This window comes from Domibacillus sp. 8LH (assembly GCF_038806185.1).
In the GTDB taxonomy this organism is placed as follows: Bacteria; Bacillota; Bacilli; order Bacillales; family Domibacillaceae; genus Domibacillus; species Domibacillus indicus_A.
This window is the reverse complement of sequence record NZ_JAVJNG010000001.1, coordinates 593,787-612,589: the sequence shown is the minus strand read 5'-3', so window position 1 is coordinate 612,589 and position 18,803 is coordinate 593,787. Positions and strand designations below refer to the sequence as shown.

The following is an 18,803-nucleotide window of genomic DNA, read 5'->3' as shown; positions in this document are numbered from 1 at the left end:
GCATTCAAAAAACCGTCACGCAAAGGGGACGGTTTTTTTGCTTTTTCGATCGATAAATAGAGATTGCTGTTTTATGGTAAAATAAAGAGCAGAGAAAAACAGGAGTCAATCCATTTTGTGATGAAGTCAGGGAGTAATTATATCAGATGAACACATATTTTAATTTAAAAAGAATCTATTATATTGGAATGGGATTTGTGATAGCAGCCATGATTACAGGGTTGTTATGGGGAAATCCTCATTTTCATCAAATGGATTCAATCTTTATGATGCATGCACTTCTTGTAGCCGTGGTTTCTTTGTGCCTTTTCATGTATCCTGCTTTTCAAAACCGGATGATGAAAACTGTGCTTATTTTGGCAGCCATCGCGTATTTTTATACGATTTTCTTCCTTTATCCAGATACGTGGTCTACGTTTATTTACATTTGTTTGATTCCGGCTATCTCCATTTTATTCTTTGATCCAAAGCTTTTTTATTTAACGCTGTTTATGAATACGGCCGCTATTACAAGTATTATGAGTTATGTCATGATCACTCAAAAAGGCGGGCTGTATGTTTTAATGAAGCAGGATCTAATCGGAAATATGATTAACTTTTTCGGCAGCCAGATTATCTTGTGCCTTCTTTTTTATCTGACCTACTTACGAATTAAAAAACAGCGTCTTTATTATGAACAAATTCAGCAGGCGGAGCGAATTAAAACAGCCGGACAATTAGCGGCTGCGGTTGCACATGAAATAAGAAATCCGCTAACGGTTGTAAAAGGATTTTTGCAGCTGTATGAACAAGACTCTTCATACAATGAAGAAGCAAAAAAGCACTTTGCTTTAATGATAGATGAGCTCAATACCGCGGAGGAAGTAATTTCTCAATTTTTAACGCTTTCTGCGCCAAGCAAAGAAGTGAGTATGGAAAAAATAAAGATAAAAGAAAGTCTCTGCAGTGTAGTGGGCCTGCTCCATTCATATGGCCTGCTGCATGCAAACCGGATTGAGTTAGAAGCGGAGGAAGAGTGTACTATTGCGGCCAATCAAATGGAATTCAAGCAATTATGTATTAATCTCATTAAAAACGCGATAGAAGCGTCTGAAGATGGCCATTCTGTACTTGTTCGGGCAAAACGGGTTAAACAGAACGTGGAAATTAGCATTATCGATCATGGAAAGGGCATGTCAGAAACGGAAATTCAATCACTGGGCACTCCTTTTTATTCATTAAAAAGCAAAGGAACCGGTCTTGGTTTAATGGTTTGCTTCAATATCGTAAAAAAATATAAAGGAACCATACGTTTTCAAAGTGTAAAAGAAAAGGGAACAACGGTAACACTTCAATTTCCTTTGTATGAAGAGATGATGTAAATCTATTGAGCATAAAAAAACACCAGCTGTTATATACATAACAGCTGGTGTTTTGCGTAAATCCATAAAGCGATAAAATTAACGAGAGTAGAACTCTACGATAAGCGCTTCGTTGATTTCTGCTGGAAGTTCAGAACGCTCTGGAAGACGAGTGAACGTACCTTCAAGTTTATCAGCATCAAACGTCAAGTAGTCAGGTACGAAGTTGTTTACTTCTACTGCTTCTTTGATGATAGCAAAGTTGTTTGATTTTTCGCGAACGCCGATTGTTTGGCCGATTTTCACTTGGTATGATGGAATGTCAAGGCGTTTTCCATCAACTGTGATGTGACCATGGTTAACAAGCTGACGAGCTTGACGACGAGTGCGGGCAAGACCTAAACGGTATACAAGGTTATCAAGACGTGATTCAAGAAGAATCATGAAGTTTTCACCGTATACGCCTTTTAGTTTACCAGCGCGGTCAAACAAGTTACGGAATTGACGCTCAGTCACGCCGTACATGTGACGAAGTTTTTGTTTTTCTTGAAGTTGTTGTCCGTATTCAGACATCTTTTTACGCTGGTTCGGGCCGTGTGGACCTGGAGCGTAAGGGCGTTTTTCGATTTCTTTACCTGTACCGCTAAGAGAAATGCCTAGACGGCGGGAGATTTTCCAGCTTGGACCTGTGTAACGAGCCATTGAATGACTCCTCCTTCTGTGTTTTTATTTTGTTGTAAAATAAAAACCGGTGTGAATAACTGCCAGCACATTTTGTTTTCATGCACCATCGCCCTGCAGCAACGGGTTACACGATGCCCCTTTTCCAGATTGATACCGGATAAAGAAACAAAATGACATCTAAACAGCGAACACATAGGCTGCATTTATTTTACACAAAGAATAGTATATAACGTGCCTGTTATAGTGTCAACCTTTTCTTATAAAAAGCGGACGAGTGTTTCGGCAAACTGAACGAGTCCTTTTTCATCCTCTTCGTCAAAGCGGTTTGTTTCCGGGCTGTCAATATCGAGCACACCCAGCAGCTCGCCATCTTTAATAAGGGGAACGACAATTTCAGACCGTGATGCGGCGTCACAGGCGATGTGTCCCGGAAATGCATGTACATCTTCAATACGAAGTGTTTTTCGCTCAGCAGCAGCAGTTCCGCATACACCTTTGCCGAACGGAATACGGACGCAGGCAGGAAGTCCCTGGAAAGGCCCAAGTACGAGTCCGTTTTTGTTTTCATCAAGTACGTAAAACCCAACCCAGTTAATTCGGGGAAGAAATTGGCCAAGAAGAGCCGACGCATTGGCTAAATTGGCAATCGTATTCGTTTCTCCTGTCAGCAGTGCTTCTAACTGCTTATTTACAAGTGAATATTGTTCTGGTTTTGTTCCAGAGTAAGCGGCGGTTTGAAACATGTTTAAACACTTCCTTCTATTATAATAGTACGGTCAATTTGCTCTAAACCCTGACCAATACCGGCAGCCGCGTGAGCATCGGATCCGTAAACGAGCGGAATACCGAGCGAATGAGCGGTACGGGCAATATCAAGAGGAGGATATGTTTCACCGCAAAGCGGTTTAACAAAACCGGCCCCGTTATAATCAAGCGAATAATTGGCCTGTTTAATGGCCTGCAGCAAGCGGTTTATATGCGGCTCGAACGATGTTGTGCACGGATACAGGAGCTGAAATTTACGCGCAAGCGTAATATGTCCAATTCGGGTTGGCTTAAAAGGCCCGAGATTTGCTTGTACAGACTTCAATACGGTATCATAGTATAATTCATAGACAAATTCAATCGATCCGGCTTCTTTTATGATTCGTCCAAATTCTTCTTCACTGAAGTCGACGCAGACAAATCGTTCGTTCAACGGAAGAAAATGAACGGATAAAATCGCATCATCTAAAAAGGGACCGTATTCTGTTAGAAATTGAGTGGTTTCTTCTTCGAAACCTGTGATGAAATCTACTTCCAGACCGGTATGGATGGTAAGAGAAGAGGCATATTGCTTTTTCGCGTTTTCCACTTCTTTTAAATACTGTTCAAGGTCGCTTTTTCGCATAGAACTGTCCCGGTTTGGTGCAGGGTCTATAAAGTGGTCCGGCAGCGGTGCGTGTTCTGTAAACGTAATTTCTGAAAAGCCAAGCTCAAGTGCACGCTCAATATACTGATCTAATGAATCGGTTGAGCCGTGCGGGCAGTATCGTGTATGAATATGTCCATCTCTAAGCATGCGAAAAAACTCCTTTTTCTTTTAAAAAGCACTTATTTTGACATTTTTTTGTGAAAACCCGCTTAAAAAAACGTAAGTTCCCATTAAAAATGTGGACAATCATGCTATTATTAATGATAGTGAAATTATACGCAATTGACTGAAAGGACGCAATGAGGCGTTTTCTTTCTATACATACTATTTATCGTGGTTACGAGGGGGCTTATGATGGTGGAATTTGTCATTGGAGCGATCATTGTCGTACTTGTTTTTTTCATCTATACAATGATGAATAAGAAAAAAAACAGGGCTGAAATCGATCGGCTGGATATGAAGAAAACAGAACTGCTTCACCGGCCGGTTCATGAAGAGCTGGCTAAAGTAAAAAGACTTAATATGACAGGGCAGACAGAGGCTCTGTTTGATAGATGGCGCACCGAATGGGATGAGGTCGTAACCATCGATCTTCCAGCTGTGGATGAAAAGCTTTTTCTTTCAGAAGAGCAGACGGATAAATTTCGATTTGGCGCCGCCAAAAAAACAAATAATGAGATTGAAAACCGCCTCCATCAAATTGAAAAAAAAGTAAATAATATTTTATCGGAACTCGATCAGCTGGTTGGAAGTGAGGAAAAAAACCGGTCCGAAGGTGAAGACATGCACACACGCCAGCGTGAAGCGAAAAAAAGGCTGCTTGCTCATCGTCACACTTTTGGCAAAGCGGCATCCGTGCTTGAGGTGCAGCTTGAGGTGCTTGCAGGCCGTTTTGAAAAGTTCGCCGATTTAACAGAAGAAGGCAACTATCTTGAAGCGCGGGAGCTGTTAATGGAAATTCAAGCGGAAATGGATGCGATGGAGCATAAGATGTCGCGCATTCCTGTTTTAATGACAGAGGTAAACCATACGCTTCCGGCTCAATTATCGGAAATCGAGCATGGCTATAAGGAAATGAAGCAGGACGGCTATCTGCTCGATCATTTACAGATTGAAAAAGAAACAGCTGCTTTAAAAGAAGAGCTGAGCCGCGGACGCGATCTTCTTTTGAAAACAGAAGTAGGAGAAACAGAGCTTATTGTGTCCGATGCCAGAGACAGTATCGAATTTTTCTATGATCTGCTTGAGAAAGAAGTTATGGCGAAGCATCAAGTGTTAAAAGATGAAGGTGAAACGGGCACGGCTATTGCCGGGATCAGTGACCAGAACGAGGAGCTGCTCGAAGAAACCGATCTCGTGAAACAAAGCTATCAGCTCAGCGGAGAAGAATCCGATGTGCCGAAACGGCTAAAAGAGGAAATTTACCATCTTGAGAAACAATATGAAATTTTACACGGGCGTATTCAAGAAGAAAAAACGGCTTATTCGTTCCTTCATGATGAATTAAAAGAAATCCAGGCCCGTATCGCCGAAATGAAAAAAGAGCAGCAGGGCTTTGCTGCTTTCCTTCAAACGCTTCGAAAAGACGAGGTAGAGGCGGCAGAGGAACTGCACGGACTCAGAAACCAGCTTCAGCAGATTATGCGGAAAGTAAAGCAAAGCAATCTACCGGATATCCCAGATTATTACCGGGAAATGAGTGAAGATGCGCGTGTGCGTATTCAGCAGACGAATACACACTTGAATGAAAAACCGTTAAATATGAAAGCAGTGCGGGAACAGCTGGATACAGCAAGTGCCTCGATTGATCATCTTGCTAATAAAACAGACGAGCTGATTGACCAAGTGGCACTGGCAGAACGAATGATTCAGTTTGGCAACCGGTACCGCCGCACGCATCCTGCTGTGGGACCTAAACTGAATGAAGCCGAGCTCGCTTTTCGCCAGGCAGATTACAGTAAAGCATTGGAACTGTGCGCGACAGCGATTGACAAAGTGGATTCCAAAGGGCTCAAAAAGTTTGATGCCCAGTACAAACAAGAACAATGATAATGCAGAGCCGCCTCGAGAAAAAGAGGCGGCTTTTTTTGACTCAATATGCTAACATGGATAGGTAAAAAAAATGAGGAGCAGCGCCTATGATCTATTTTGACAACAGTGCGACAACGATGCCCGATGATTCGGTGCTCGAGACATTTATAAAAGCAAGCAAGCGTTTCTTCGCCAATCCGTCTTCCCTTCATCATGCAGGCATGGAGGCAGAACGATTTCTTCAAAAAGCGCGTACTCAAGTGGCTTCGCTATGTGGAGTGTCAGCGTCCGAAATTATTTTTACATCGGGCGGTACAGAATCCAATAACCTGGCGATCAAAGGTACGGCACAGTTCTACAAGGGCAGGGGACGGCACATCGTCACGACTCAAATTGAGCATCCTTCTGTTTTTGAGGCATGCCGCGATCTTGAACAGGATGGATTTCGAGTGACGTACGTAAAGCCGTCAGCAAACGGGGTTGTGACGCCGGCGGATATTGAGCAGGCGATAACAGATGAAACGATTTTGGTTTCTGTTATGCACGTGAACAATGAAACGGGTGCAGTGCAGCTCATCCAAGAGATCGGCCGTATCATCCAGCAGCATCCGCAAACACTATTTCATGTAGATGCTGTTCAGGGATTTGGCAAAGTGCCGCTTAATCTGGAGGATTGGGGTGTTCACCTGATGTCTGTATCCGGTCATAAGCTGCATGGATTAAATGGCACAGGCTTTTTATTTAAAAAGCACGGTATTCACCTTGCTCCTTTGCTTTCGGGCGGCGGGCAGGAAAGTGGCTTCCGAAGCGGCACAGAGCATACGGCTGGAGCGGCTTCACTGGCAAAAGCCGTTCGTATGGCGTTTGAGTCGGATATGGAACCGGTGCGGCACATCACCGAATGGCTGTATCATGAACTGGGAAAACGTCCATGGGTAAACATTCATACTCCGATTGCTCAGTCTGCTCCACATGTTTTAAGTTTATCTTTTCCTGATTTAAAGGGGGAAGTTCTTGTACATGCACTTGAACAGGAAGAAGTGATTGTTTCAACGACCAGCGCCTGTTCTTCGAAGCTCGCAAAGCCAAGCCGGGTGCTTCAGGCGATGGGCATCAGCAGCGAACTTGCGGCTTCGGCAATTCGCATCAGCTTGTCATCCCGCAATACGATGAAGGAAGCTGAACAATTTATCGAAGCGTTGGACCGGGTCGTTCCAACGCTCGCAAAAAAAAGGAATGAACGAACATGAATTATGACCGCGTATTGATCCGGTACGGTGAAATGTCCACAAAAGGGCGGAACCGGAGTAAATTTACAAATAAAATGAAAACCAACATTAAACGTTTGTTAAAAGATGATCGAATTGGTGTAGAAGCGCAGCGGGATCGGATGTTTCTTTATTTAAATGGAGCATCTTTTGACAAAGTAAAGGATGCGCTTGTCCATGTGTCGGGCATTCAATCCTTCAGCCCGGTAATGAAAACAGCGCAGAATATTGATGACATAAAAGAAGCAGCACTGGCGCTGGTTGAAAAAGCAATGGATGGCAAACCGGCTTCATTCAAAGTCAATACACGCCGGGCAGACAAACAGTTTCCGCTTGATACGCATGAGCTGAATCATGAAATTGGCAGCTTTGTTCTACGAAAAACGGAACAATTAACGGTAGATGTACGAAATCCGGATTTCATCTTAACGATCGAAGTAAGAGAAGAAGGGGTTTATTTATCTTCAGAAACGATTCCTGGAGCAGGCGGCATGCCAGCGGGCGCTTCAGGTAAAGCGGTTCTTCTTTTATCCGGCGGAATTGACAGTCCGGTTGCCGGTTACATGATGATGAAGCGCGGCGTCGAAATCGAAGCAGTTCATTTTTTCAGCCCTCCCTATACAAGCGACCGGGCTAAACAAAAAGTGATTGATTTGGCAAACGTACTGACAACATATGGCGGCAATGTCCGTCTGCATATCGTGCCGTTCACGAAGATTCAGGAAACGATTCACAAGCAGGTGCCGGAAAACTACACAATGACCTCAACACGGCGGATTATGATGCGCATTGCTGACCGCATTCGTGAACAGACCGGCGCCCTGGCCATTGTCACAGGAGAGAGCCTTGGACAGGTAGCCAGCCAGACGATGGAAAGCATGGCTGCGATCAATGATGTAACCAACACACCAGTTCTTCGGCCGCTCATTGCAGTAGACAAACTCGAAATCATGAATATTGCCCGCAAAATCGGTACGCATGACATTTCGATTCTTCCGTTTGAAGACTGCTGCACGATTTTTACGCCGGCTGCACCAAAAACAAAGCCGAAAACGGAAAAAGTCCAGTTTTTTGAAAGCTTTTTAGACTTTGAACCGCTGATTGAAGAAGCGATTCAATCAACCGAGACAATGTTGCTTCCAAACATTGAAGAAGAAATGGACGATCTTTTGTAAAACACCGCGCCTGTGAGCGCGGCTTCTTTTAACAAATATTTCGTGTGTAGAAATAAATGAGGTGAAAAAATGCAGGACGAACGAAAAGCCGGCATGATCTATACAGCCGGTTCGTATGTAATATGGGGCTTGATTCCGATTTACTGGAAGCTGGTCAGCGGTGTATCCGCTTATGAAATACTTGCTAACCGCGTGATATGGTCATTTATTTTTATGATTTTGCTGCTTGTTCTGATGAGAAAGCTTGCTCCGCTGGGACAAGTGTTAAAAGAAATTACCGCTCACCCTAAGAAAGCGGCGGCACTTGCAACGGCTTCTGTTTTAGTCAGCATTAACTGGTTTGTGTTTATTTGGGCAGTTAACAACAACCATATTATTGAAACAAGCATGGGCTATTATATCAATCCGCTTATGAGTGTGCTGCTTGGTATTCTTGTATTGAAAGAAGCTCTTTCAAAAGCACAAATCCTTTCTTTTATTCTGGCGGCATGCGGTGTGCTCATTATGACTTTTTCCTATGGCTCTTTTCCGTGGGTATCGATATCACTGGCGGTTTCGTTTGCGCTTTACGGACTGGCTAAGAAAATGATCAGAATGGATGCTGCAGTGGGATTGACGATCGAGACAGCTGTTGTGACGCCGATCGCTGTTTTATATTTGGTTTTTCTTTCATCGAACGGAACCCTTCAATTGTTTTCCGGCAGTGTACAAACGGATCTTCTGCTTATCGGAGGAGGCGTACTGACGGCCGTTCCCCTTCTTTTATTTGGTCACGGCGCCCAAAAAATACCGCTTTATTTAATTGGTTTTTTACAGTATATTGCTCCGACAATGACGCTGCTGCTCGGTGTGTTTTTATACCATGAGCCTTTTACACCATCCCAGCTGCTGTCGTTTTCTTTTATTTGGAGTGCGCTCGTTGTTTTTACATTTGCTCAATTAAAAACGGTTCAAAAGAAAAAAGCCGTTATTTAACTCTTTTTCATTGCATTGGCATTGGTCGATTCAGTATGATGTATGTATAATGCAGAATGTGGAGGGAATTATAGATGGCAAACGTAACATTTAAAGGCAATCCAATGACATTGATTGGCGATGAAGTAAAAGTAGGAGACAAAGCGCCGGACTTTACTGTTTTGGCGAATGACTTATCTCCAGTCACGCTTGCAGACACAGCAGGCAAAGTGCGTTTAATCAGTGTAGTGCCTTCGATCGATACAGGTGTTTGCGATGCGCAGACACGCCGTTTTAACGAAGAAGCAGCTAAATTGGACAACGTTGAAGTATTAACCATTTCAGCTGACCTTCCATTTGCTCAAAAACGCTGGTGTGCAGCAGCCGGTCTTGAAAATGTGAAAACATTATCAGATCACCGTGATTTTTCATTTGCACAAGCGTACGGTGTTGGAATGCAGGAACTTCGCCTTCTGGCTCGTTCTGTTTTTGTAATCGATTCAAGCGACACTGTTACATACGTGGAGTATGTTGGAGAAGGAACAGATCATCCAGACTACGCCGCAGCAATTGAAGCTGCAAAAGCAGCAAACTAATTTAGTACAGGCTCGGTTTGCAGCCGGCTTTGACATTTTGTCGGAGCCGGCTGTTTTTTTCGACAGGAAAGTGAGGTTTTTTTATGACACAGGAATTAACAGTAGAAAATTTATTTGGGGTATTCGATGAATCGGCCGCTCTTCTAAGCCGTCTTTTGTCTATTCCCTATTTAGAAGCGCTCGGTGAAACGGCAGAAAATCTTTTTCACGGGGATGTTATCCAGGAAGAATTAAATGAGATGGATGAAAAACGCCTGCAAAAGCTTTACAGCAGCGCACAGCTCGACCGCTATTCAAAAGAAGCGATCCGCAAAGCGTTTCAGCTCGCTATTTTAAAAGGCATGAAAGAGCATGTGCAGCCCAATCATCAAATGACACCGGACTCGATCGGTTTGTTTATCGCTTATTTATTAAGAAAAAGCATGGGAAAAAACACTTCTTTTACCCTTCTTGACCCAACTATTGGAACGGGAAACCTCGTGGCCACTGTGTTAAATGAGTTTGACGGCAAGGTGGAAGCGTACGGAGTTGACCTTGATGATGTGCTGCTTAAGCTGGCATATGCGGTAGCCAACCTCCTGCACCACCCTATTACGCTGTATAACCAGGACGCGCTGGAGCCGCTTTTAATCGATCCAGTTGATGTTGTTGTATGCGACCTGCCGGTTGGTTATTATCCAAATGATGCTCGGGCGTCTTCTTACAAGCTAAAAGCGGACAGCGGCCATTCATATGCACATCATTTGTTTATTGAACAGAGCTTACATCACACCAAGCCGGGCGGCCAGCTTTTCTTTATTATTCCAAATGGTCTTTTCGAATCGCCGGAAGCGAAAAAGCTGCAGGCTTTTTTAACGGAAGAAGCGTATATCGAAGGTGTGATCCAGCTGCCGCAAACCCTTTTTAAAAACAAAAATGCAGCAAAAAGTATTTTGATGATCCGGAAAAAAGCACCGGGTGTGAAAAAGCCGAAGGAAGTATTGCTCGCAGCAATGCCGTCTTTAACGGATAAAAGGGCAACAGCGTCTATTGTACAAAAAATTGATCGGTGGTTTGCAGATTATCAGAAGGGATGACCAATATGTGGACAAAACGGGATCAGGCTTACTGGGATGAGTTAATGGCGTGGGAACAGCAGCTTGCAGCTGATCAAAACAGCACAGTAGAAGAAGCGAATTCTTTTACGAGCCAGGCCGCAGCTGTCCTGCCGGAAGAGACGCAGACGTTCCTCGCTGAAAAAGCGGATGAAGGTTTAAAGAATATTTATGCGGTTATGCACAAAACACAGCTTCAAAACGAAGTACGCAGTCGAGTGCTGGCTGTAGCACGGGTTTTTGATGATGAAATCGAAACGCTAGCACATATGCGCCGCCTGCCCATTGATCAGCTTCATTACATAAGCAGCCAGCAAACAGCCCGCAGCCGCCTGCTTGCAGCTGCACAGGGGGCTCTTACGGGAACGGGAAAACTTTTGCCGCTGGCAGCCGATGTGGTTTCACTGCCCCTTATTCAGCTGCATGTTATTGAAGCAACTGCGATGTCCTATGGTTTTGATTTGAACGAATCGTTTGAGAAAGAAACTATCCTTCACGTACTGTATACAGCCATGCTCCCGAAGCATTTAAAAGTAGATGGATGGGCGCAGCTGATTACGGAGGTGGAAGAAGGAACATCTTATATAGACGGCCGCTGGTCCTTCAATGAGTCGATGCTGCGGGAGCCGCTGCAATATATCATCAAGCTGGCAGCTGTCAGGGGATTTCGCCGCCAGAAAATGTCCGGCCTTCCGCTCCTGTCAATGGCCATTGGCATTGGAGCAAGCTGGCGGACAGTAAACGAAACAGCAGTGTTGGCGGAACGATACTATCAATACCGTTATTTGCATGAAAAAAAGAACCGGAATTAAAAAACCGGTTCTTTTTTATGCATGTGTTTTTTTGCCTCATCTACGTCTGGAGATGTTCTAAACCAAAGCCATAAATCATTAATAATAGAAGCAAGCTCACTGATCTCTGTATTCAGCCGGCACGATTGGTCAAAGCTCTCTTCTTCATTTAAGGCGGCTTGTTTCCTATTAATTTGCCCTTCAAGTTCGCTGATGCGGTCTGGGATGGTTCCTCGGATCGTTTCCCATTCGAGAGTGATCTGCTGGCGTTCATTCACAGAATAAGAAAACCAGTCATGCTGAAGCGCAGGAAGAGGAATGCCCAGGCGTTTATCATATTGAAACATTTGGTCACCTGCTTTTAACGGGTTTCTTCCATAGTAAAAGAAAAAAGGTAAAATAGCAAAAGAGCTGAATATGCAGAATTTTTACATAAATACACAAAAAAATGTATTTTTTTTTGAGAAAACCACTTGAAAGGCCCCTCTGAACATGATATTCTTTATACATAATATAAGAATAAAAATAAGATTCGTTGAATAAATATACTTTTGTTCGCAGGAAAGAGGAGGAAATATAGATGGGTAAGAAAGTAGTTCTGGCATATTCGGGTGGCCTTGATACATCCGTTGCAATTCCGTGGCTGAAAGAAAAAGGATACGACGTTGTAGCGGTTTGCTTGGATGTCGGCGAAGGGAAAGATCTTGAATTTATTAAAAACAAAGCCCTGCAGGTTGGTGCAGTCGAAAGCTACATGATCGATGCGAAAAAAGAATTCGCGGAAGATTTTGCGCTTGTTGCTTTGCAGGGGCATACATGGTACGAAAACAAGTATCCAGTTGTATCTGCGCTGTCTCGTCCGCTTATTTCAAAAAAGCTGGTTGAAATCGCTGAACAAGAAAATGCAACAGCCGTTGCGCACGGATGCACAGGAAAAGGAAACGACCAGGTTCGTTTTGAAGTGGCGATCCGCGCTCTTAATCCAGACCTTGAAGTATTGGCGCCTGTTCGTGACTGGGCTTGGTCACGTGAAGAGGAAATCGAATATGCGAAACAGCATAACGTGCCGGTGCCAATCGGTAAAGAAAGCCCGTTCTCAATTGACCAAAACTTATGGGGACGTGCTAATGAGTGTGGCGCTCTTGAAGATCCTTGGGCAGCACCGCCGCTTGATGCATACGACTTAACTGCTCACTTAGAAGATACGCCGGACACGCCGGATATCATTGAAATTGATTTTGAAGAAGGGGTTCCAACATCTGTGAATGGTGAAAAAATGGAGCTGGCAGAACTCATTCTTCACTTAAATGAAGTGGCAGGCAAGCACGGTATCGGCCGTATTGACCATATTGAAAACCGCTTGATCGGCATTAAATCGCGTGAAGTATACGAGACTCCAGGTGCGACGACATTGATCACTGCGCATAAAGAGCTTGAAGATATTACACTTGTAAAAGAATTGGCTCACTTTAAACCAGTCATTGAAAAACGTTTAACGGAAATTATTTATGACGGTCTTTGGTTTAACCCAATTCGTGAATCGCTTGTTGCGTTTTTAAAAGATACACAGAAATATGTAACAGGCACAGTTCGTGTAAAATTGTTTAAAGGCCATGCAATTGTAGAAGGAAGAAAATCGCCGTATTCATTGTATGACGAAAGCCTTGCAACATACTCGAAAGACGATGCGTTTGACCATGCGTCTGCAGTTGGTTTCATCAACTTATATGGTCTTCCAACGGTTGTGAGCTCGCGGGTTCATAAAGAGAAGGGGCTTAAGTAATCATGACGAAAAAGTTATGGGGCGGCCGGTTCCAAAAATCAGCAGAAGAGTGGGTAGACGAATTCGGAGCGTCCATCTCATTTGACCAGGAGCTCGTTTTCGAGGATATCGAAGGCAGCATCGCCCACGTGACCATGCTTGGTGAAACAGGCATTTTAACAAGTGAAGAAATGGAACAAATCAAGTCAGGACTTGAGGCTTTAAAGAAGAAAGCCGAAGCCGGTGAAATCGAGTTTTCGGTTTCGCTTGAAGACATCCATTTAAATTTAGAAAAAGCTTTAATTGATTCGATTGGCCCTGTTGGCGGAAAGCTTCATACCGGAAGAAGCCGGAATGATCAAGTTGCTACAGATATGCATTTATACCTGAAGAAGCAGGTTAAAAACATTATCGGGCTAATCAGCCAATTTCAATCGGTTTTAGTGGAGAAAGCCGATCAGCACAAAGAAACCATTGCGCCAGGCTACACACATTTGCAGCGGGCGCAGCCGATTTCATTTGGCCATCATTTAATGACATATTTTTGGATGCTGCAGCGTGACAAAGGACGGTTCACAGAAGCGCTTAAACGGATCGATGTATCACCGCTCGGGGCGGGGGCACTTGCGGGAACAACATTCCCGATCGACCGTGAGCGTTCAGCAGAACTGCTTGGATTCGCCGGCGTCTATCAAAACAGCATGGATGCGGTAAGCGACCGGGATTTCATTCTTGAGTTTTTAAGCGCATCGTCAATTTTAATGATGCACTTATCCCGCTTTGCAGAAGAAATTATTTTATGGTCAAGCCAGGAGTTTCGTTTTGTCGAGATGGATGATACATTCTCAACAGGCTCGAGCATTATGCCGCAAAAGAAAAATCCGGATATGGCAGAGTTGATCCGCGGCAAAACGGGCCGTGTATATGGAAACTTGTTTAGTTTGCTGACGATTTTAAAAGGACTGCCGCTTGCATATAACAAAGATATGCAGGAAGACAAAGAGGGCATGTTTGACACTGTTCATACTGTTCTCGGTTCTTTGAAAATTTTCGCTGGCATGGTGGATACAATGACGGTAAACGAAGACCGCATGAAAGACGCCGTGCAAAATGACTTTTCTAATGCAACAGAGCTTGCGGATTACCTGGCTGCAAAAGGCATCCCATTCCGGGAAGCGCATGAAATCACAGGGAAACTTGTTTTTACGTGCATTCAAAAAGGATGCTTCCTGCTTGATCTTTCAATGGAAGAGCTGAAAGAAGCATCAAGTGTGATTGAAGAAGATATTTACGGCGTTCTATCTCCGTATGAAGCGGTTAAGAGAAGGAAGTCTCTTGGCGGCACTGGTTTTGACCAAGTAGAAAACCAGATTCAAGCGGCAAAAGAACTGCTTAAATAAAAAGCGTAAGGCCCCCGCTTATCAGCGACCAGCATAAGAACATTGAACAAAGGTTAAGAACGCAGCGTCCTGCTGCAACACCTTTGTGACTCACATCCTGTAAGCCTTCGAGCTGATGGGGCCTGGAGCTGGATCAAAAAAAGCGTAAGGCGCTGCTATCAGTAGCGCCCTCTATAAAAAACCGCCAAAGGAGTGGCGGTTTTTTTGTTATTCATCAGGATCATCCGTACGGACAATTAACACATCGCATCCGGCTGCCCGCGTGATATGCTCGGAAACGCTTCCAATCAAAAAGCGTTCCATTGCGTTAAGCCCGGTGGCCCCGCATATAATTAAATCGGCTTCTACATGCTTTGCTACGTTTTTTGGAATAACAGCTTTTGGAGACCCGTATTCCACAAATACATTTATGTTTGTAACACCGGCCGCTGCTGCTTCTTTTTTGTAATCATCTAAGAGTTCATTTCCGTACTTTGCTGCCCGGTCGGCAATGGAACGGTCATACGCTTCAATAGCGGCGAATGAGCGGGTATCAATGACATGGACCAGATTAAGCGAAGCGCCATTTCGTTTGGCGATTTGAATAGACTTTTTAAATGCCCATTCCGCTTCCTTTGATCCATCTACCGCTACTAAGATGTGCTTGTATTTTAGCATAATTCATTCCCCCTTATAGTTTTATTTTACCTCAAAAAAAGGAAATCAAAAGTGATAAGTCTAACATTTCTGTAAACTTTCTTAAAGAGGTTTGAAGATTTTAAAGACAGGGAAAAGCCATTTGATGTATTAAAGATTAAAGAAGGGAGTCTGCTCATGAAAGTATCGTATCATGGACATTCAGTTGTAAAAATCCGATCAAACGGAAAAACAGTTCTAATCGATCCGTTTATTAGTGGGAATGATTTAACAGATTTAAGAGCAGACGAACAAAATCCGGATTTTATTGTTCTTACACACGGACATGGGGACCACGTCGGAGATACGGTTGATATTGCCAAGCGAAGCGGCGCGCTCGTCATTGCAGTCAATGAACTCGCTCTTTACCTGCAGCACCAGGGGGTAGAAGCCCATCCGATGCATATTGGCGGAAGCCGGGAATTCGAATTTGGGAAAATCAAATTTACGCAGGCTTTCCATGGATCAGGGCTTCAGCAGGCAGATGGAACGTTTCTCTATATGGGTATGCCGGCGGGTGTACTGATTATGAATGAAGGAAAAACCGTTTATCATGCGGGTGATACCGCTTTATTTTCGGATATGAAACTAATTGCGGAGCGTCATCCAATCGATCTAGCCCTTCTTCCGATCGGGGACAATTTTACGATGGGGCCGGAAGACGCGGCGGTCGCAGCAGAATTTTTGCAGGCAAAAATAACTGTACCTATTCATTACGATACATTTCCGCCAATCCGCCAAAATCCCGCAGATTTTGTTTCCATGGTACAAAACGGAAGCGGCCGGGTAATGACAGTAGGAGAAATAATCGACTTATAAAAGCGGAGCCGTCTCAATTGAGGCGGCTTCTTTTTTTTCGCTTTGTTTTGTTCTATAATTGAAAAAGGAATGAGAGCGGAAAGGGACGGGTGGAGCCAGTGACAACAAAACACGAACAAATTCTTCAATATATTGAGGAATTACCGATCGGTGAAAAAATTTCCGTCCGCCAGATTGCCAAAGCGCTGTCGCTTAGTGAAGGGACTGCTTACCGGGCCATAAAGGATGCTGAGACAAGGGGCATGGTCAGTGCGATTGAGCGTGTCGGCACGATTCGGATCGAGCAAAAGAAAAAAGAGAATATTGAAAAGCTGACGTTTGCAGAGGTTGTGAATATTGTAGACGGACAAGTGCTTGGCGGGCGAAACGGGTTGTATAAAACATTAAATAAGTTTGTCATCGGAGCAATGCAGCTCGAAGCGATGATGCGCTACACAGGACCGGGCAACCTGCTGATCATTGGTAACCGTGTGAAAGCTCATGAGCTCGCTCTTCAAGCGGGCGCTGCTGTCCTCATTACAGGCGGATTTGAGGCAGGCGACGAAATAAAAAAACTGGCCGATGAGCTGGAGATGCCGGTCATCTCAACAAGCTATGATACATTTACTGTAGCAGCCATGATCAACCGGGCGATCTACGATCAGCTGATCAAAAAAGAAATTGTACTGGTCGGGGATATTTTAACACCAGTAGAAAGTAGTGTATTTCTTCAACTTGGAGATACAGTGGGTGACTGGCTGGATAAAAACAGAGAAACGTCACACAGCCGGTTTCCGGTTGTGGATGAGCACTTGAAGGTATTCGGTATTGTAACAGCGAAAGATATTATGGGAAGCGGCCGGGAAGTCGGTGTGGAAAAAGTGATGACGAAACACCCGCTTACCGTCACCTTGAAAACAAGTGTGGCCTCAGCCGCCCATATGATGATCTGGGAAGGAATTGAACTGCTGCCAGTCGTAGACGAACAAAATCGTCTGCAGGGTATTGTCAGCCGCCAGGATGTGCTTAAAGCGATGCAAACCGCGCAGCGTCAGCCACAGGCAGCCGAGACCCTCGATGATACGATTGCCAAGCAGCTGATTCTGTCTGAGGATCAAAGCGCAAGCGGCAGTTATCAGTTTGAGGTAACCCCGCAAATGACCAACCAGCTCGGCACGGTTTCTTACGGAGTGTTTACAACAATTGTAACCGAGGCCGCAAATCGCGTTTTGCGTGCACATAAACGCGGTGACCTCGTGGTAGAAAATATCACGATTTACTTTTTAAAACCGATTCAGATGGAGTCCATTCTTACAGTTGCCCCCAAAGTGCTGGAAATTGGCCGTAAGTTCGGGAAAGTAGATGTCGAGGTATATAATGCAGGGGTGCTTGCGGGCAAAGCGATGATGATGTGCCAGTTAATTGATCGATAAAAAAGCAGGCGGCCTGCCTGCTTCCTCGGTTACAGCTGATCCATTTTTTCTGCTTCCTGCCGGGCGAATGGCTGGTAATGCCTGTACAATTTAAAACCGGCCGCCATGCTGGCGAATCCGTACAAAATAAAAATAGCGGAAATAATATAGGCGGTTGTAGTCTGCTGAATAAGCAGCGTATTTACGCCAAACATGCCGACAAATAACCCCAGTACCATAGTGGATTTAGCGGACAGCCATTTTCTTTCCATTGGCCGTCTGCTTCTGACATATTGTACTTTATAAAACAAGTAAAACATAAACGATAAAACAATGATGACGACCAAAAAGAAATTAGGCATTCGATGTATTCCTCCGTTTTTTGGCTTCCGTTTTATTGTAACGGGAACAGCGGCGGATTTCCACCGGAAACAAGCCTGTAGAGAAGGGGAAAAAAGTTGAAACAACAGATTATTGATAAAATTAAAGAATACGATACGATCATTCTTCACCGTCACGTACGTCCGGACCCGGACGCATACGGATCACAAGGAGGACTCGCTGAAATAATCCGCGCTACGTTTCCGGAAAAAAACGTTTATACGGTTGGGGCAGAGGAGCAGACGCTTTATTTTATGCGGCGCCTCGATCAAATTGAAGACGGTGTTTATGAAAATGCGCTCGTCATTGTATGTGATACAGCCAACCAGGCGCGAATTTGTGATCAGCGTTTCAAACTTGGCAAAGAAGTGATTAAAATTGATCATCATCCAAATGAGGATCCATACGGCGATCTTCTTTGGGTAGAGGAAGATGCGGCAGCGTGCAGCCAGATGATTTATGAGCTGTTTAAAACATCTGGCGGACAGCTGAAGATCAATGACGAAGCAGCGCGACTTCTTTATGCAGGTATTGTCAGTGATACAGGGCGTTTTTTATACCCGTCTACGACGATTGAGACTATGCAGTGCGCTGGTGAATTGATGCAGTATGCGTTTGACCGGCAGGAGCTGTTTAACCATTTGTATGAAAAAGACGCACATGTCTTGAAGCTTGAAGGATATATCCTCCAGCATTTTGTGATGGATGAATCGGGTGTAGCGGAAGTGCGGCTGACGAAAGAATTGTTAAAGCAATTCGGCGCTACACAAGCTGAAACCTCTCTTCTTGTCAGCATTTTAAGCGGTGTAAAAGGCATTAAAGCGTGGGTCTTCTTTATTGAAGAAGAAGATCAAATCCGCGTGCGCTTCCGCTCTAAGGGACCTGTCATTAATGGGCTGGCGATGAAGCACGGAGGCGGCGGCCATGCGCTTGCGGCAGGGGCAAGTGTGTATTCATGGGAAGAAGCAGACCAAGTATTATCGGATTTAAAAAATCTGGTAACAGGACAATAAAGGAGAATTTTTTCT

General features: G+C 44.3%; 19 protein-coding genes. 13 read left to right on the top strand and 6 right to left on the bottom strand.

The window, feature by feature from the left end; genetic code table 11:
* Positions 1–146 precede the first annotated feature (146 nt).
* A complete protein-coding gene (locus RG959_RS03190) occupies positions 147–1,361 on the top strand; it encodes an ATP-binding protein (RefSeq protein WP_342795908.1) in 1,215 nt (404 codons plus the stop codon).
* 78 nt (positions 1,362–1,439) lie between these two features.
* On the opposite strand, the gene rpsD is transcribed toward RG959_RS03190, so the two are convergent.
* The 3 genes from rpsD to hisJ form a co-directional block, all read right to left on the bottom strand.
* Positions 1,440–2,042: a 30S ribosomal protein S4 gene (gene rpsD / locus RG959_RS03185; protein ID WP_342795907.1), complete on the bottom strand. Its 603-nt coding sequence runs from the start codon at positions 2,040–2,042 to the stop codon at positions 1,440–1,442.
* 239 nt (positions 2,043–2,281) lie between these two features.
* On the bottom strand, positions 2,282–2,767 hold the full coding sequence (locus RG959_RS03180) for a GAF domain-containing protein (RefSeq protein ID WP_342795906.1): 486 nt from the start codon (positions 2,765–2,767) through the stop codon (positions 2,282–2,284).
* 2 nt (positions 2,768–2,769) lie between these two features.
* Positions 2,770–3,585: a histidinol-phosphatase HisJ gene (gene hisJ / locus RG959_RS03175; protein ID WP_342795905.1), complete on the bottom strand. Its 816-nt coding sequence runs from the start codon at positions 3,583–3,585 to the stop codon at positions 2,770–2,772.
* A 207-nt stretch (positions 3,586–3,792) separates the two neighbouring features.
* On the opposite strand from hisJ, the gene ezrA reads away from it, so the two are divergent.
* The 7 genes from ezrA (at position 3,793) to RG959_RS03140 (ending at position 11,368) form a co-directional block, all read left to right on the top strand.
* Positions 3,793–5,487, top strand: coding sequence for a septation ring formation regulator EzrA (gene ezrA, locus RG959_RS03170; protein ID WP_342795904.1), 1,695 nt, complete (start codon positions 3,793–3,795; stop codon positions 5,485–5,487).
* 89 nt (positions 5,488–5,576) lie between these two features.
* Complete coding sequence (locus RG959_RS03165) at positions 5,577–6,719, top strand: cysteine desulfurase family protein (protein ID WP_342795903.1); 1,143 nt, start codon at positions 5,577–5,579, stop codon at positions 6,717–6,719.
* Complete coding sequence (thiI, locus tag RG959_RS03160) at positions 6,716–7,912, top strand: tRNA uracil 4-sulfurtransferase ThiI (RefSeq protein ID WP_342795902.1); 1,197 nt, start codon at positions 6,716–6,718, stop codon at positions 7,910–7,912. Before RG959_RS03165 ends, thiI begins: the two co-directional genes overlap by 4 nt.
* A 69-nt stretch (positions 7,913–7,981) precedes the next feature.
* A complete protein-coding gene (rarD, locus tag RG959_RS03155; protein WP_342795901.1) occupies positions 7,982–8,887 on the top strand; it encodes an EamA family transporter RarD in 906 nt (301 codons plus the stop codon).
* A gap of 74 nt (positions 8,888–8,961) precedes the next feature.
* A complete protein-coding gene (tpx, locus tag RG959_RS03150) occupies positions 8,962–9,462 on the top strand; it encodes a thiol peroxidase (protein ID WP_342795900.1) in 501 nt (166 codons plus the stop codon).
* Positions 9,463–9,545: 83 nt separating this feature from the next.
* The gene (locus RG959_RS03145) at positions 9,546–10,538 is read left to right on the top strand and encodes a class I SAM-dependent methyltransferase (protein ID WP_342795899.1); all 993 of its coding nucleotides are present in this window, start codon (positions 9,546–9,548) and stop codon (positions 10,536–10,538) included.
* A 5-nt stretch (positions 10,539–10,543) separates the two neighbouring features.
* Entirely contained in the window at positions 10,544–11,368 is an 825-nt protein-coding gene (locus tag RG959_RS03140) for an EcsC family protein (RefSeq protein WP_342795898.1), read from the top strand.
* On the opposite strand, the gene RG959_RS03135 is transcribed toward RG959_RS03140, so the two are convergent.
* Positions 11,365–11,694, bottom strand: coding sequence for a hypothetical protein (locus tag RG959_RS03135; RefSeq protein WP_342795897.1), 330 nt, complete (start codon positions 11,692–11,694; stop codon positions 11,365–11,367). The genes RG959_RS03140 and RG959_RS03135 overlap by 4 nt on opposite strands.
* A gap of 233 nt (positions 11,695–11,927) precedes the next feature.
* On the opposite strand from RG959_RS03135, the gene RG959_RS03130 reads away from it, so the two are divergent.
* On the top strand, positions 11,928–13,130 hold the full coding sequence (locus RG959_RS03130; RefSeq protein ID WP_342795896.1) for an argininosuccinate synthase: 1,203 nt from the start codon (positions 11,928–11,930) through the stop codon (positions 13,128–13,130).
* A gap of 2 nt (positions 13,131–13,132) precedes the next feature.
* On the top strand, positions 13,133–14,509 hold the full coding sequence (gene argH, locus RG959_RS03125) for an argininosuccinate lyase (RefSeq protein WP_342795895.1): 1,377 nt from the start codon (positions 13,133–13,135) through the stop codon (positions 14,507–14,509).
* 207 nt (positions 14,510–14,716) lie between these two features.
* Here argH and RG959_RS03120 read toward each other — a convergent pair whose 3' ends face one another.
* Positions 14,717–15,166, bottom strand: coding sequence for a universal stress protein (locus RG959_RS03120; protein ID WP_483298840.1), 450 nt, complete (start codon positions 15,164–15,166; stop codon positions 14,717–14,719).
* A 156-nt stretch (positions 15,167–15,322) separates the two neighbouring features.
* On the opposite strand from RG959_RS03120, the gene RG959_RS03115 reads away from it, so the two are divergent.
* The gene (locus tag RG959_RS03115; RefSeq protein WP_342795894.1) at positions 15,323–16,003 is read left to right on the top strand and encodes a metal-dependent hydrolase; all 681 of its coding nucleotides are present in this window, start codon (positions 15,323–15,325) and stop codon (positions 16,001–16,003) included.
* A 98-nt stretch (positions 16,004–16,101) separates the two neighbouring features.
* On the top strand, positions 16,102–17,415 hold the full coding sequence (locus RG959_RS03110; RefSeq protein WP_342795893.1) for a DRTGG domain-containing protein: 1,314 nt from the start codon (positions 16,102–16,104) through the stop codon (positions 17,413–17,415).
* A gap of 29 nt (positions 17,416–17,444) precedes the next feature.
* On the opposite strand, the gene RG959_RS03105 is transcribed toward RG959_RS03110, so the two are convergent.
* Positions 17,445–17,756 (bottom strand): YtpI family protein, encoded by a 312-nt coding sequence (locus RG959_RS03105; protein WP_342795892.1) that lies wholly within the window; start codon positions 17,754–17,756, stop codon positions 17,445–17,447.
* Positions 17,757–17,852: 96 nt separating this feature from the next.
* Here RG959_RS03105 and RG959_RS03100 point away from each other — a divergent pair, with 96 nt between their 5' ends.
* Positions 17,853–18,788, top strand: a complete 936-nt coding sequence (locus RG959_RS03100; RefSeq protein ID WP_342795891.1) for a DHH family phosphoesterase — start codon at positions 17,853–17,855, stop codon at positions 18,786–18,788.
* The last annotated feature ends 15 nt before the right edge of the window (positions 18,789–18,803 follow it).